This is a genomic window from Cellulomonas sp. PSBB021, assembly GCF_002240455.1.
Taxonomy (GTDB): domain Bacteria; phylum Actinomycetota; class Actinomycetes; order Actinomycetales; family Cellulomonadaceae; genus Cellulomonas; species Cellulomonas uda.
This window is the reverse complement of the sequence record NZ_CP021430.1, coordinates 706,287-721,288: the sequence shown is the minus strand read 5'-3', so window position 1 is coordinate 721,288 and position 15,002 is coordinate 706,287. Positions and strand designations below refer to the sequence as shown.

The 15,002-nt window shown below is 74.7% G+C and carries 11 protein-coding genes and 1 pseudogene; 4 read left to right on the top strand and 8 right to left on the bottom strand.

Annotated elements, in window-relative coordinates; all coding sequences use genetic code 11:
* Positions 1-26 precede the first annotated feature (26 nt).
* Complete coding sequence (locus CBP52_RS03250) at positions 27-1,682, bottom strand: ATP-binding protein (RefSeq protein WP_232514633.1); 1,656 nt, start codon at positions 1,680-1,682, stop codon at positions 27-29.
* Positions 1,679-2,857 (bottom strand): PP2C family protein-serine/threonine phosphatase, encoded by a 1,179-nt coding sequence (locus CBP52_RS03245; protein WP_094179807.1) that lies wholly within the window; start codon positions 2,855-2,857, stop codon positions 1,679-1,681. Before CBP52_RS03245 ends, CBP52_RS03250 begins: the two co-directional genes overlap by 4 nt.
* Before the next feature lie 221 nt (positions 2,858-3,078).
* On the opposite strand from CBP52_RS03245, the gene CBP52_RS03240 reads away from it, so the two are divergent.
* Positions 3,079-5,310: an AAA family ATPase gene (locus tag CBP52_RS03240; protein WP_094179806.1), complete on the top strand. Its 2,232-nt coding sequence runs from the start codon at positions 3,079-3,081 to the stop codon at positions 5,308-5,310.
* A gap of 97 nt (positions 5,311-5,407) precedes the next feature.
* Complete coding sequence (serA, locus tag CBP52_RS03235) at positions 5,408-6,607, top strand: phosphoglycerate dehydrogenase (protein WP_094179805.1); 1,200 nt, start codon at positions 5,408-5,410, stop codon at positions 6,605-6,607.
* Positions 6,608-6,709: 102 nt separating this feature from the next.
* On the opposite strand, the gene CBP52_RS03230 is transcribed toward serA, so the two are convergent.
* The 4 genes and pseudogenes from CBP52_RS03230 to CBP52_RS03215 form a co-directional block, all read right to left on the bottom strand.
* Positions 6,710-6,898, bottom strand: coding sequence for a DUF5302 domain-containing protein (locus CBP52_RS03230; RefSeq protein WP_094179804.1), 189 nt, complete (start codon positions 6,896-6,898; stop codon positions 6,710-6,712).
* 65 nt (positions 6,899-6,963) lie between these two features.
* Entirely contained in the window at positions 6,964-8,973 is a 2,010-nt protein-coding gene (locus CBP52_RS03225; protein WP_094179803.1) for a S9 family peptidase, read from the bottom strand.
* 277 nt (positions 8,974-9,250) lie between these two features.
* Positions 9,251-9,736, bottom strand: a pseudogene (nrdR, locus tag CBP52_RS03220) (transcriptional regulator NrdR); the annotation flags it as partial.
* Positions 9,737-9,850: 114 nt separating this feature from the next.
* Positions 9,851-10,264 carry a LysM peptidoglycan-binding domain-containing protein gene (locus CBP52_RS03215; protein WP_157732488.1) on the bottom strand — a complete coding sequence of 138 codons (414 nt, stop codon included), beginning with the start codon at positions 10,262-10,264 and terminating at the stop codon, positions 9,851-9,853.
* 471 nt (positions 10,265-10,735) lie between these two features.
* Between CBP52_RS03215 and lexA the strand changes: the two genes are divergently transcribed.
* Positions 10,736-11,449, top strand: a complete 714-nt coding sequence (lexA, locus tag CBP52_RS03210) for a transcriptional repressor LexA (protein WP_198303564.1) — start codon at positions 10,736-10,738, stop codon at positions 11,447-11,449.
* Positions 11,450-11,454: 5 nt separating this feature from the next.
* Entirely contained in the window at positions 11,455-11,682 is a 228-nt protein-coding gene (locus CBP52_RS03205; RefSeq protein ID WP_157732487.1) for a hypothetical protein, read from the top strand.
* Positions 11,683-11,746: 64 nt separating this feature from the next.
* On the opposite strand, the gene CBP52_RS03200 is transcribed toward CBP52_RS03205, so the two are convergent.
* Both CBP52_RS03200 and CBP52_RS03195 read right to left on the bottom strand, forming a co-directional pair.
* Positions 11,747-12,760, bottom strand: a complete 1,014-nt coding sequence (locus CBP52_RS03200; RefSeq protein WP_094179798.1) for an L-lactate dehydrogenase — start codon at positions 12,758-12,760, stop codon at positions 11,747-11,749.
* A 90-nt stretch (positions 12,761-12,850) separates the two neighbouring features.
* Positions 12,851-14,989 carry an ATP-dependent DNA helicase gene (locus tag CBP52_RS03195; protein WP_094179797.1) on the bottom strand — a complete coding sequence of 713 codons (2,139 nt, stop codon included), beginning with the start codon at positions 14,987-14,989 and terminating at the stop codon, positions 12,851-12,853.
* Positions 14,990-15,002: the final 13 nt, after the last annotated feature.

The following is a 15,002-nucleotide window of genomic DNA, read 5'->3' as shown; positions in this document are numbered from 1 at the left end:
GTGCTCCGTTCGGGGCCGGTGTCGTGTCAGGTCTCGTCGGCGGCGGGTGCTGCGGACTGTGCCGAGTCGGGCGGCGCGGTCTCGACCAGCTCCCCCGGACGGTTGTGCGGGAGGGTCCAGCACACGCGCGTCCCGATGCCGGAGGCCGGCTGGTCGATCCAGATCCGCCCGCCGTGGAACTCGACGATCTTCTTGCACAGCGCCAACCCGATCCCGGTGCCCTCGTAGACGTCCTTGGCGTGCAGCCGCTGGAAGATCACGAAGACGCGCTCGGCGTACTGCGGGTCGATGCCGATGCCGTCATCCTCGCACGCCAGCTCCCACCCCTCGTCCGTCTCGCGCGCGTAGACGTGCACGCGCGCGGGACGGCCCGGGTGGCGGAACTTGACCGAGTTCGCGACGAGGTTGGCGAACAGCTGGACCAGCAGCGGCTCCTCACCGACGACGACGGGCAGCGGGTCGTGCGTGACGACCGCGCCGGCGTCCGTGATCGCCTCCGACTGCTGCTCGACCGCCTCGGCGAGGGCCGTGGTGAGGTCCACCTCGGTGAGCTCCTTGCCGACCCGCCCCACGCGCGAGAACCCGAGCAGGTCCTGGATGAGCCGCTGCATGCGCTTGGCACCGTCGACGGCGAACTCGATGTACTGGTCGGCGCGCTCGTCGAGCTGGCCGCCGTACCGCTTCTGCAGCAGCTGCGTGAAGCTCGCGACCTTGCGCAGCGGCTCCTGCAGGTCGTGCGAGGCGACGTAGGCGAACTGCTCCAGGTCGCGGTTCGAGCGGCGCAGCTCCTCGGCCTGGGTCGCGAGCTGCGCGTGCGCGAGCTCGACCTCACGCTGCGCCTCATGCGTGCGGCCCATCTCGTCGACGAGAGTCGTGCGCATCTGCTCGACGTCGCCGGCCAGCGTGGCGACCTCGCCCGGTCCGCGCACCGTCACGGGGTGGCGCAGGTCCCCCGACGCGACCGCGCGCGCGTCCGCGCCGACCACCTCGAGCGGCTCGATCACCCAGCGTCGCAGCGCGATCCACGTGCCCACGCCCAGCACGACGATCGTCCCGACCAGCACGGGCACCACGAGCGTCGCGAGGCGCGTCCAGGTGGTGAGCTCGTCCGCGACGTCGGCGCGCAGCCCGCGCAGCTCGTCGACGAACGCGACGGCGGCGGCCCGGACCTCGTCGAACCGCGCACGTCCCTGCACGACCTGCGCGTCCTTGACCGACTCCGGGCCACGGGCCTCGATCTGCGCGACCAGGGGTGCGGCGTAGTCGTCGTACCAGGCCTGCGCGAGGTCCTGGGCGCGCTGCGCGGCCGCGGTCGTGGCCGGGTCCTCGCGCACGCGTGCCACGTCCCGCGCGATGTCGACGAAGCCGATCGGCCGCTCGCGCGCGGCCTCGTACGGGTCGAGGAACCGCCGCTCGCCCGTGAGCGCGAACCCGCGCAGGCCCGTCTCGGCGTCGATGAGCGCGATGTACGCGGTGTCGGTCTCGGTGATCGCGTCGAACAGGTCCTGCGTGACGATCTCCTGGCGCTGCACCTGCTGGGAGTAGGCGACCGCGGCGAGCGCGACGACGAGCACGAGCAGCACGCCGACGACCGAGAACCACCCCCGCAGCCGTTCGCGCAGCGTCTGCTCGCCCCGCGAGGCGGCAGAGGCGGTCGCCGCGGCGGCGCGTGCGGGGCTCACGCGTGCCACCCGACGACGACGACGGCGGCGTCGTCGACGAGGTCGCCGCCGTGCGCGGCGCGCACGCGCTCGATCACCCGGTCGACCAGCGCCGGTCCGTCCGGCTCGCGCGCGCACGCGGCGAGCGACTCGTCCACGACCGCCAGCAGGCCGGCCTTGCCGATCCGGTCGGAGGAGCCCGCGAGCGTCGCCTCCATCAGCCCGTCGGTGTGCAGCAGGATCCCCCAGTCGTCGCCGAGCTCGAGCCGCAGCGGCTCCCAGCCGCCCCTGACGGGGATGCCCAGCGCACGGCCGCGGCGTGCGCCGCTCACCATCGTCGAGGGCGGCCCGAGCAGGAACGGCACGGGGTGCCCCGCGAGGTACACGTCGGCGGCGGTGCGGTCCGCGTCGACCGCGACCATCGCGAACGTCGTGAAGATCTCGGGCGACGGGCGCTCCGACTCGAGCACCCGCTCGAGGAGGCCCAGCAGCTCCCGCGTGGGCACCTCGGCGAGCACGAGCGTGCGCCACGCGGTGCGCAGCGTGGCGCCGAGCGCGGCCTCGTCGGGCCCGTGCCCGCACACGTCGCCGACGATGGCCAGCACGGTGCCGTCGGGGCGGGCCACCGCGTCGTAGAAGTCACCGCCGAGCACACCGTCGCGACCCGCGCGGTACCCGACGGCCAGCTCGATCGTCCCGGCGGGCACGGCGGGCCGCGGCAGCAGCGCCTGCTCGAGGCGCGTCGTCTCCTGCTCGCGCACGACGCTGCGGTACAGGGCACGGTCGGCGTCCTCGAGCCGACGACGCGCGATCGCGTAGCGCACCGACCGGACGAGCCGCTCGCCGTCGACGTCGCTCTTGTCGAGGTAGTCCTGGGCGCCCGCGGCGACCGCGGCGACGCCGGCGTGCGCGTCGGCCAGCCCGGTGAGCACGACGACGGCCGGCGCGCCCGCCGCGAGCAGCCGCTCGAGCGCCGGTAGCCCGGCCGCGTCCGGCAGGCCGAGGTCGAGCAGCACGCAGTCGACGTCGAGCATGGTGACGGCCTCGTCGAGCGTGCGCGCGCGCCGCAGGTCGGCGTCGAGCCCGGCGTCCGCAAGGTGCTCGGTGGCGAGGACCCAGTCGCCCTCGTCGTCCTCGACCACGAGCACGCGCAGCGGCCCGGGCTCCGCGCCCGCGGGGGCGTCCACCTCGATCACGGCTGTCTCCTTCCTCGGCCCTGCGCAGCGTACGGGGCGTGCCGCGACCGCGCAGGTCAGTAGGTCGGGTGGGTGGGGCGGGCACGCCAGGTCCGTGGCGTGCGGGTGGAACGGCGGCGCGCTCGTCGCGGACGGCGCTGTCCAGGTGGAACAATGGACGGCCCTCGTCCGGCGCCGACGCCCGCCCGGACAGGTCCACCCACTGCCAGGAGGACGCGCGCGTGACGACCACGGACGACGAGATCGCCCTCGAGCAGCGACAGGTCGACGTCGTCTACGGGCGGCTCGACGAGCTGCGCGCGCAGACCCGGGCGCGGCTCGCGGCGGTGCGCCGCCAGGGGCCGTCCGGCTCGCCGCAGAACCGCAGCGAGCGCGACGCGTTCGCGACGCTCTACGAGGACCGCGTCGCACAGCTCGAGGCGGTCGAGGAGCGGCTCGTGTTCGGCCGGCTCGACCTCGACGACGACTCGACGCGCTACGTCGGGCGCATCGGTCTCACGGACCCCGAGCAGACGCCCCTGCTGACCGACTGGCGCGCGCCCGCCGCGCGGGCCTTCTACCGCGCCACCGCCGCGCACCCCGACGGCGTGCGGCGGCGCCGGCACGTGGTCACGCGCGGACGGACCGTCACCGGCGTCGAGGACGAGGTGCTCGACCTCGACCTGCTCGACGGTGACCCCGACGCGCTCGTCGGCCTGTCCGGGGAGGGCGCGCTGCTCGCCGGGCTGCGCGCGGGCCGCACGGGCCGCATGGGCGACATCGTCTCGACCATCCAGTCGGAGCAGGACGCGATCATCCGCTCGGAGCTCACCGGCGCGCTCGTCGTGCAGGGCGGCCCGGGCACCGGCAAGACGGCAGTGGCGCTGCACCGCGCCGCGTACCTGCTCTACGCGCACCGGCGCGTGCTCGAGCGCTCGGGCGTGCTCCTGGTCGGACCGTCGCGCACGTTCCTGCGGTACATCGACCAGGTCCTGCCGTCGCTCGGCGAGACCGGTGTGGTCACCACGACGATCTCCGACCTCGTCCCGGGTGTCGTCGCGAGCGGCACCGAGCCCGACGAGGTCGCGGCGGTCAAGGGGCGCGCGGTGATGGCGCAGGTCATCGCGCGTGCGGTGCGGGACCGTCAGCGCGTCCCCGCCGGGCCGACGAGCGTGCGCCTCGACGGCCGCACAGTCGTCGTGCGTCCGTCGGACGTGAGCCAGGCGATCGCCCGCGCGCGGCGCCTGCACCGCCCGCACAACCTCGCGCGCGTCGCGTTCGTGCGCGACATGCTCGGCCGGCTCGCGTCGCAATACGTCGAGCAGCTCGCGTTCGAGGTGCCCGCCGACGAACGCGGGGAGATCCTCGAGGAGCTGCGCACCACGCGCGAGATCCGCATCGCGCTCAACCTCGCGTGGATGCCGCTGACGCCGCAGAAACTGCTGGCCGACCTGTACGCCAAGCCGTGGCGGCTCGAGTCCGCCGCTGCGCAGCTCTCGCCGCGCGAGCGCGCGCTGCTCGCGCGCGACGCCGACGCCCCCTGGACCCCGGCGGACGTCCCGCTGCTCGACGAGGCCGCGGAGCTGCTCGGCGAGGACGACCAGGCCGCGCGGGCGCAGGCGCGAGCGGCCGCCGACGCGCGCCAGCGAGAGGTCGCCTACGCCCGGCAGGTGCTCGAGCAGACCGGCGGTGGCGCGTTCGTCTCCGCCGAGCTGCTCGCCGACCGGTTCGCGTCGGGCGGTCCCGCGCTGACGACCGCCGAGCGGGCTGCCGCCGACCGCTCGTGGACGTACGGGCACGTCGTCGTCGACGAGGCCCAGGAGCTGTCCGCGATGGCGTGGCGCGCGCTGCTGCGCCGCGTGCCGACCCGCTCGCTGACGATCGTCGGCGACGTCGCGCAGACGTCGTCCGCCGCGGGCGCCCGACGCTGGGCCTCGATGCTCGACCCGGTGCTGCGCGGCTCGTGGCGCCAGGCGGAGCTCACGGTCAACTACCGCACGCCCGCGCAGGTCGCGGACACCGCGGGCCGGGTCGCGGACGCCGCCGGGCTGGCCCGCTCGCCGCTCACGTCGGCGCGTGAGGTCCCCGACGCGCTCGAGGTGTCGAAGGTCGCTCCCGACGAGCTGACCGACGCCGCGGTCACGGCGGCCGCGACGGCGTCCCGGACGGTGCACGACGAGTCGGGCGCGGGGCGCGTGGCGGTCGTCGCGGCGCCCGGGCGTGTCGCGGCCCTGCGTGCCGCGGGCGCGGACGCGGGCCTGGCGCTGCCGGCCGCCGGGACGGGGCTCGACCTCGACGCGCCGGTCGTCGTCCTCGACCCGCGCGAGGCCAAGGGGCTCGAGTTCGACGTCGTCGTGCTGGTCGAGCCCGCGGAGGTGCTCGAGCAGTCGGCGGGCGACCTCTACGTCGCGATGACACGCCCGACGCGCGCGCTGCACGTGGTGCACTCGCGAGACCTCCCCGCGGGATTCTGAGCGGCCGTCGCACGGGACCGGGCCCGGACGTGGGTCCGAGGTGTCCGCGAGTCGGACGGCGACGCGCCCAGCACCCGGACAGGCGCACGATGTGCCCGTGCCCAAGGCCCTTCTTCTCGAGAACCTCCACCCGCAGGCCCGCACCATCCTGGAGTCGGCCGGCTTCGACGTGACGACGCGGACCGGCGCGCTCGACGAGTCCGAGCTCGTCGACGCGCTGCAGGGCGTCGAGCTGCTCGGCATCCGATCCAAGACGCAGGTCACCGCTGACGTCCTCGCGCAGGCGCACGACCTCGTCGCCGTCGGCGCCTACTGCATCGGCACCAACCAGATCGACCTGCGCGCCGCCGCGTCCCTCGGCATCGCGACGTTCAACGCGCCGTTCTCCAACACGCGCTCGGTCGTCGAGATCGCGATCGCCGACATCATCGCGCTCACGCGCCGCCTCACCGTCTTCGACAAGGAGATGCACGAGGGCGTCTGGAACAAGTCCGCCACCGGGGCCCACGAGGTCCGCGGCCGCACGCTCGGCATCATCGGCTACGGCAACATCGGCACGCAGCTGTCGGTGCTCGCGGAAAACCTCGGCATGTCCGTCGTCTTCTACGACACCGCCGAGAAGCTCGCGCTCGGCAACGCACGCCGCGCGTCCTCGCTCGACGAGCTGCTCGAGACCGCCGACGTCGTGACGCTCCACGTCGACGGCCGGCCCGGCAACGCCGGCTTCTTCGGCGCCGCGCAGATCGCCCGCATGCGACCCGGCGCGATCCTGCTGAACCTGTCCCGCGGCTTCGTCGTCGACCCCGCCGCGGTGCGCGACGCGATCGTGTCCGGCCACCTCGCGGGCGCGGCGATCGATGTGTTCCCCGTCGAGCCCAAGCGCAAGGGCGACCCGTTCGACTCCGAGCTGCTCGGCCTGCCGAACGTCATCCTCACCCCGCACACGGGCGGGTCGACCGAGGAGGCGCAGGAGGCGATCGGCCAGTTCGTCTCCAACAAGGTCCGCGACTACCTCGCCACCGGCTCGACCACCCTGTCGGTGAACCTCCCGAACGTCGCGCTCGACCAGCCGCCCGGCGTGCACCGCCTCGCGTACCTGCACCGCAACGTCCCCGGCGTGCTCGCCAAGGTCAACGCGACCCTCGCCGAGCACGGCGTGAACATCGAGGGCCAGCTCCTCGCGACCCGCGGCGACCTCGGCTACGTGGTCACCGACGCGGGCTCGCCCGTCGACGACTCGCTCGTGACCGCGCTGCGCGCGCAGCCCGAGGCGATCCGCCTGCGCCTGCTGTCCTGAGCACCGCGCCACCGTCGCCCGGCGGCGCGGTGGCACGCACGGCGCAAGGCCCCGACCGGACACCCGGTCGGGGCCTTGCTCGTCGTTCGCTGCGGGTCGCCGTCAGGCGGAGCCGGACTTGCGCTGGAACCGGCGCTGGGCCGGGCCCGTCGTCTCGGACCCGTGCACCGAGCCCGTGTTCGACTGCCCGTCCGCCGTGCGGTGCGCGGCACCCTTCTTGCGCTCCAGCGCCTCGCGGAACTTGGCCTTCGCGTCCTCGCTCACGGCCGCCTTCGTGTCGTCGTGCGCCATCGGCACCTCCTCGTCGTCGAAGCCCCAGCGTGACGGACTCGTCGCGCCGGTGCCAACTCCATACCTCAGGCCACGTCCCGCGACCGCGAGCCGACCGGCAGCCAACGGTCCCACCAGCGCAGCACGTGCTCGAACCGGGCGACGCGGTGCGACGGCCGGCCCGAGCGCGTGAGCTCGTGCCCCTCGCCCGGGAACAGCAGCAGCTCGCTCGGCACCCCGCGGCGGCGCAGCTCGACGAACCAGCGCTGCCCCTGCTCCACCGGGCAGCGCCAGTCCTGCTCGGAGTGCACGACGAGCGTGGGCGTGCCGACCTCGGCGACCCGCGCCATGGGCGACTGCGCGGCGACGAGCTCCGCCTCCGTCGCCGGGTCGCCGAGGTACTCCAGCCCGAAGAACCAGCCGATGTCGCTCGAGCCCGTGAAGCTCACCGGATCCAGGAAGCCGCGCTCCACGATCGCGGCCGCGAACCGCTGCGTGCGCGTCGTCAGCCACGCCGTGAGGTACCCGCCGTACGAGCCGCCCATCACGCCCGTGCGCTGCGGGTCGAGCCGCGGATCCGTGAGCGCCTCGTCGAGCAGCGCGAGCACGTCGTCCGCGTCGACCGTCCCGAACGCGCGTCGGATCGCCCGGCCGTGCGCCCGGCCCCGGCCCGACGAGCCGCGCGGGTTGCCGTGCACCACGGCGTAGCCCGCCTCGGCGAGCGTCTGCACCTCGTCGAACAGCGCGTGCGTGTACTGCGCGAACGGGCCGCCGTGGATCAGCAGGATCGTGGGGTGCGGACCCGCGCCGTACCGGTCCGGGTCGGGCGTCGTGAGCCACCCCTCGACGCGGTACCCGTCGGGCGCGTGCGCGACGAGCGGTTCGGACACCCGCACACGACCCGTCGCCCGCAGCGGCGCCGACCAGTCGGTCAGGGCTCGGCCCGTGTCGACGAGCACGACGTCCCCCGCGGAGTCCGGCGTCGCGCGGACCGCGACGACCGCGCCGCCCGCCGCTGCTGCCGCGCCGACGACGACCGCGCCGTCGAGGAGGTCCCTCGACCCGCCGTCGGACCCCACGAGCGTCAGGTGCACGGCACCCGAGCGCAGCGGTGCGACGAGCACGCCGTCGCCGACCGGGACCAGCACACCCGGGTCGAGGTCCACCTCGTCGGGGTCGGTGACGCGTCGCGGCGGGCCGGCAGGCCTGGCCTCGGCGGTCAGCGGCAGCTCGAACAGACCCGTGAGCGCCGCGACGAAGTCACGCCCGGACTCCCCCACGTCCTCGGCGAGCAGCCACACCCGCGCGCCGTCGGGCGCCGGGACCGCGCGGGACAGCGACAGGCTCGCGCCCGCGTCGGCGTCCGTGAGCGGCACGACCTGTGCATCGCCCGACACACCCGTCAGGTCCTCCGGCACGAGCAGCGCCACCGCGTCGCGGCGCAGGTCCTGCTCACGCGTGCCGTGCCGGCGCAGCAGCGCCGCGACGGCACGGCCGTCCGGGAACCAGTGCGGCAGGTCCACGTCGTCGTCGGCGCAGGTCAGCGCATACGACGCCGGGACATGGACGGTGGAGCCCGAGGCGTCCGGCACCTCGAGGACGAACACCTGGCGGACGCGGTCACGCAGGTGCCCGAGCCCGTCGGCACGGTTGCGCAGCTGCGTGATCAGCCGGGGCCGCTCGGCACCCGCGTCACCGTCCGCTGCGTACCGGCCCTCGTCCGGCACGCGCGCGACGTACGCGATGCGCCGGCCGTCGGGCGAGAACCGCGGCTGGCCCGCCCCCAGAGGCTGGTCGGTGACCCGGAACGGCTCTCCCCCGCTCGTCTCGACCACGTACAGCTGCGGCTTGTCGCCCGTGGTGGACCGCACGAACACGACCCAACGACCGTCGGGTGAGACGTCAGGCGCGGAGTCCGCGTGGCCGCGCGTGAGGACGCGCGGCGCCGAGCCGTCGAGCGGCACCAGCCAGAGGCCACCGCGGTACTCGTCCGCCTCCTCGTCGGGCTGCGAGAGAGCGACGACGGCCGCCGACCCGTCGGGGACGAGGGCGACGGATCCGGGCGTGCGCAGGTGGAACAGGTCGTGAGGGAGCATGGCTCGACCGTAACCCGCGGCCGACGGCCCCCCGGCACGTGCCCCACCGACCCGGGCCGACGAGCAGCCCGCGCCGGACCACTGTCATCCCTCGCAGCAGCCCCTCGGCTTCCGCCGGGACCGGTCAGCCGGCTCCGCCCGCTCCGGGAGCCGACCCGGCCGGCTGCGCTCCGGAGTCCGCGACTGCGGCATCGGGTGCCTCGGTGCCGGCTTCTGTGGTGTCGGCTACTGCGGTGTCGGCTGCTGCGGTGTCGGGCGTCGCGACGCCCGGCGCTGCTGCGTCCGGAGCCTCGTCGCGAGCGCCCCGGTCGCGGTCGTCACGCTCCGCCCGGAGCACGGTGATCGCGGCCTCGAAGTCCTCGAGCGAGTCGAACGCCTGGTACACGCTGGCGAACCGCAGGTAGGCAACCTCGTCGAGCTCGCGCAGCGGCCCGAGAATCGCCAGGCCGATCTCGTAGGCGTCGATCTCCGCGGACCCGGACGAGCGCAGCGTCTCCTCGACCTTCTGGGCGAGCAGCGCGAGATCGTCCTCGCTCACCGGCCGGCCTTGGCATGCCTTGCGCACGCCCCCGGCGATCTTGTCCCGGCTGAACGGCTCCGTGGCACCCGAGCGCTTCACGACCGACAGGCTGGTCGTCTCCACCGTGGTGAACCGGCGATTGCACGACGGGCACTGACGGCGACGGCGGATCGACGCGCCGTCGTCCGAGGTGCGGGAGTCGACCACCCGGGAGTCCGGGTGCCGGCAGAACGGGCAGTGCACCCTGGAGCCTCCTGCTGCATCGCTGTCGTCGGGCCGCGCTCGCGCGCGTCGCCCACGCGACCGTAGGCCACGCCTCCCCCTGCCGCAAGGCAGTGGCCCGCGAGGGCCCGCGGCTCAGCCGTGTGGGACGACGAGCTCCTGACCGGCGTCGACGTGTGTGCCCGACATGCCGTTGACCCGGACCAGCTCGCGGACCTGGTGCTGCACCGACTCGCCCGCCGCACGAGAGGAGGCGGCGATGTCCCACAGCGTGTCCCCGGTGCGCACGACGTAACGCTCGACCGTCGCGTCCGAGGTGGCACCCGCCGCGGCGTGCGACCCCAGCACGAACGCCATGCCGGAGAGGGCGAGCGCGAGGACCGTGACGACCGCACGCCCGCGGCGCGTCAGCCGCAGCGGCGCCTCGTCCGCGGAGCGGCCCGCCGTCGGCGCGGCCAGAGCCGCGGCACGCTCGCGGGAGGCCCGTGCCGGACGACCTGCTCGACGACCCGCACCGATCATGTCGGGTCCGATCACCATCGCGCTCATCGCTCTCCCTCTCCCTGACATCCGTCCACCGCGCCACGCGTCCGGCCGATCGTGCCGCCGGTGCGCCTACCGCGACTCCCGCGCGTCGTACGCGCGTTCGTCATACACGTGTTCGTCGTACGTCTGTACGAAGTTCTACCAGAGGCCTGCGACACGCGTCCAGAGATGTCGAACAGATGTTTGATATCGCCCGTCCACCTGCGTAGGCTTCCTGCCGAGGAACAGCGCACCACCGACCACTGACATCCCCCGCGACGAGGCCGTGGACCAGGGCCTTCACCGCCGGGGACGCCATCCGGCGGTGCGCACCGGGCGGCGGACCGACGACGCCCCGGAGAGGCCGGCCGACGGCGGTCGGTGGCAGGGCGGACTGGAGGGGTGGACGTGACGGACCAGCGAACCGAGGACGTGACCGGGCAGCAGCCCACCGGGGGCGACGCCACCGGCGGCTCCGTCGGCGGCGAGGGACGGCTGGGTACGGTGCACGAGCTGCCCGAGACCCCCCCGGGCCCGGACGGTCTGACGGCGCGTCAGCGCCTGGTCCTGCAGACGATCCGCGTCTCGGTCGAGACGCGCGGCTACCCGCCGAGCATGCGCGAGATCGGCGAGGCTGTCGGGCTGACGAGCCCGTCCAGCGTGAAGCACCAGCTCACGGCGCTCGAGCGCAAGGGGTACCTGCGGCGTGACCCCAAGCGCCCGCGGGCGATCGAGGTCGTGCACCCGGACGACTCGCGCGGCGTCCCGCAGTGGGGCGGCCAGGACACCCCCTCGCAGGTGTCGCTCGGGGACGGGGGCGAGGAGCAGCTCTCGGCGCCCGCGTACGTCCCGCTCGTCGGGCGGATCGCCGCCGGCGGCCCGATCCTCGCCGAGCAGGTGGTCGAGGACGTGTTCCCCCTGCCGCGCCAGCTGGTCGGAGAGGGCGAGCTCTTCATGCTCAAGGTCAGCGGCGACTCGATGGTCGACGCGGCGATCTGCGACGGCGACTGGGTGGTCGTGCGGCGTCAGCCCGTCGCGGAGAACGGCGAGATCGTCGCGGCGATGATCGACGGCGAGGCGACCGTCAAGACCCTGCGACGCGCGGACGGGCACGTGTGGCTCCTGCCCCACAACGCCGCCTACGCGCCCATCCCGGGCGACGACGCCACGATCCTCGGTCGCGTCGTCAGCGTGCTGCGGAGCCTGTGAGCGCCGTGCCCGGCCGACTGCCCGACCCGCCACCGGGGCTCGGTCGCCGCCTGGCGCAGCGGCTCGCCCACCCGTCCGACGACGAGCGCACGAACCGCGCACGCACGGACGAGACGAGCGACGCCAGCAGCACGGACAGCACCGGCAGCACCGACAGCACCGACAGCACCGACAGCACCGACGATGCTGCCGTCGCCGACGACCGCTGGGAGGACCGCACCTGGTCCGAGTGAGACGCCATGACGACGGACGACGGCCCGCCCCCGGATCCTCCGGGCGGCGGGCCGTCGTCGTCCGTCAGAAGCCGAAGCGCCGGGCGACGTCCCGCACGGCCTGGGCGGAGGAGCGCAGGCCGGAGAGCTCGTCGACGGACATGGGCACCGGCAGGCGGTCGAGCACCCCGGGCGAGCCGACGATCGACGGCACGGACAGGCAGACGTCGTCGATGCCGTAGTACCCGGTCAGGAGCGAGGAGACGGGCAGGACCCGGCGCTCGTCCTTGAGGATCGCCTCGATGATGCGCGACCCGGCGAGCGCGACCGCGTAGTTCGTCGCACCCTTGCCCTCGATGATCCGGTAGGCGGACTCGACGACCTCGCGCGCGATCTCGTCGCGCACCGCGCTGGTGAGCGGTCCCTCGCCCTCGATGCCCTGCCACTCGAGGAGGGGGATCGCGCCGATCGACGCCGAGCTCCACAGGGGCAGCTCGGAGTCGCCGTGCTCACCGGCGATGTACGCGTGCACGTTCTGCACGGCGACCCCGGTGTGCTTCGCGATGAGGTACCGCAGCCGGGAGGAGTCCAGCACGGTGCCGGACCCGAACAGCTGCGTGGGCGGCAGGCCGGAGATCTTGAGCGACGCGTAGGTCACGACGTCGACGGGGTTGGTCACCATCACGTAGACCGCGTTCGGCGCGACCTCGACGAGCGAGGGCAGGACCTTCCTGACGAGCCCGATGGTGGCCTCCGCGAGGTCCAGGCGCGTCTGGCCGGGCTTCTGCTTGGCGCCCGCGGTGAAGACGACCACGTCCGCGTCCGCGCAGACCGCGATGTCGTCGGACCCGACGACCTCGGCCATGGACATGAACTGGATGCCGTGGCCCAGGTCGAGCGCCTCGGCCTCGACCTTCGCCTTGTTGATGTCGAAGAGCGCGACGGTGCGCGCGGCGCCGCGCATCAGCGTCGCGTAGGCCATGGTCGAGCCGACGGCGCCGGCGCCGACGATCGCGACCTTCGACGTCCGCCGGTGGCTCGGGGCGCCGGAGAGGCTGGGCTCCTCGTCGGCGAGGCTCTCGGCGATCTGCTCGGACATCGTGGCGCCTCCTGGCATGGCGGTGGACGGGGGTGACGGGCCCATGACCTGCGCGTCCGCGCCCGGGGCCGTCCCTGGCAGGCTACCGGCTCAGGAGTCCCGCAGGCGCGTCAGCGCGGCGAGCGCGACGTCCCGGTCGGTCGTGCGCCAGAACGCCGGCATGGACCGGGCGAGGAACTCGCCGTACCGGGCGGTGGCGAGCCGCGGGTCCAGGACGGCGACCACGCCCTTGTCCTGCGGTCCGCGGACCAGGCGACCCGCGCCCTGAGCGAGGAGCAGCGCAGCGTGCGTCGCGGAGACGGCCATGAACCCGTTGCCCCCGGACCGGGCGACGACGTCGGCACGGGCGGAGCGAACGGGGTCGTCGGGACGGGGGAACGGGATCCGGTCGATGATGACGAGCCGGCACGCCCGGCCGGGGACGTCGACGCCCTGCCAGAGCGCGAGCGTCCCGAACAGGCAGGTCGGCTCGTCGGCGGCGAACCGTGCGACGAGGGTGGGCAGCTGGTCGTCGCCCTGCAGCAGCACGGGCACGTCGAGACGCTCGCGCATCGCCTCGGCGGCGGCGTTCGCCGCCCGGCGCGACGAGAACAGGCCGAGGGTCGCGCCGCCGGACGCGCGCACGAGCGCCTCGATCTCGTCGAGCTGCGCGTCGGTCGCGGGCTCGCGGCCGGGTGGCGGCAGGCGCCGGGCCACGTAGCAGATCCCCTGCCGCGGGTAGTCGAACGGGCTCCCGACGTCGAGGCCGCGCCAGCGCACCGGTCCCGTCGCGTCGGCGGGTGCGGGGTCGGCGCCGGGCACGCTCGTCGGTCCGACCGGTTCTGCGTCGGGCCGCAGCTCCAGACCGACCGACCGCGCCATCGGGTCGAACGACCCGCCGAGCGCGAGGGTCGCGGACGTGAGCACCGCGGTGCGTCCGGCGAGCAGCTGCGTGCGGATGAGCCCGTTGACGGACAACGGTGCCGCGAGCAGGCGCGTGGTGGTCGCGCCCGAGCGGTCCTCGCCGCGTGCGCACCACATCACGGTCCGGGCGAGGTCCTCGGGAGTGCCGGTCATGCGCTCGGCGGTCTCGAACAGGGTGAGGACCGCGGACTGGGCGACCTTGCGCCCGCCGTCCGCGGGCGCGCCGCCTGCGCTCCCGCCGGCCTCGGGCCGCAGCAGGGACAGCAGCGTGCGGGCCGCGTCCCGCACCGCCGCGACCGCGTCGTGCACCGCGGGTGGCAGCCCGTCGCTGAACCGCCCCTCGGGCAACGGGACGATCGCGCCCGCGAGCGCCTCCCCCGCGGCCTCGAGGTCGCTGCCGGGGACGCCGCCGTGGCGGCGCGCGACGCGGGCGGCGTGCTGCACGACGGGCAGCGAGAGCTCCGCGGTGGCCTGCGCGGTCACCCGGTCGGCGAGTTCGTGCGCCTCGTCGACGACGAGCACCTCGTGGTCCGGGAGGACGTGCGGGGAGCCGGACGCGGCGATGCCGAGCATCGCGTGGTTCGTCACGACGACGTCGGCCTCGCGAGCGGACGCCCGCGCGCGCTCCGGGAAGCACTCGTCGAGCTTGGGGCACGCGGACCCGATGCACTCGAGCGACGTGACGGACACCTGCCGCCACGCGCGGTCGGTGACGCCGGGGACCAGGTCGTCGCGGTCGCCGGTGTCGGTCTCCTGCGCCCACTCCCGCAGCCGCACGACCTGCTGGCCGAGGCTCGCGGGCGCCGCCTCCCCCGCGTCGGGGTGCTCCGCGGCGCCGGCACGCTCGGGGAGGTCGAACAGCGCGCCCTGGTCGTCCGCGGGGTACCCGCCCTCGACCTTGTGCAGGCACAGGTAGTTGTGCCAGCCCTTGAGCAGGGCGATGTGCGGCCGGCGGGGCAGGTGCCCCGCGAGCGCGTCCGCAACGAGCGGCAGGTCGCGGGTGAGGACCTGGCGCTGCAGGGCGAGCGTCGCGGTGGACACGACGACGCGCTCGTCGGCGTGCACGGCGTGCCGGACGGCGGGTACGAGGTACCCGAGCGACTTCCCGGTGCCGGTGCCCGCCTGCACCAGCAGGTGCTCGCCCGAGTCGAGGGACTGTGCGACGGCCCGCGCCATGAGGTGCTGACCGTCACGCCTGGCGCCCCCGAGGACGCCGACCGCGACGTCCAGGAGCTCGTCGACCGCCCGGTCGCGCTCGGCCGAGCGGGCGCCGGTCTCCTCCGCGGTGTCGCCGTCAGGAGCGGCGGCGGGCGACGGAGACGGCATCGGGCCAGCCTAG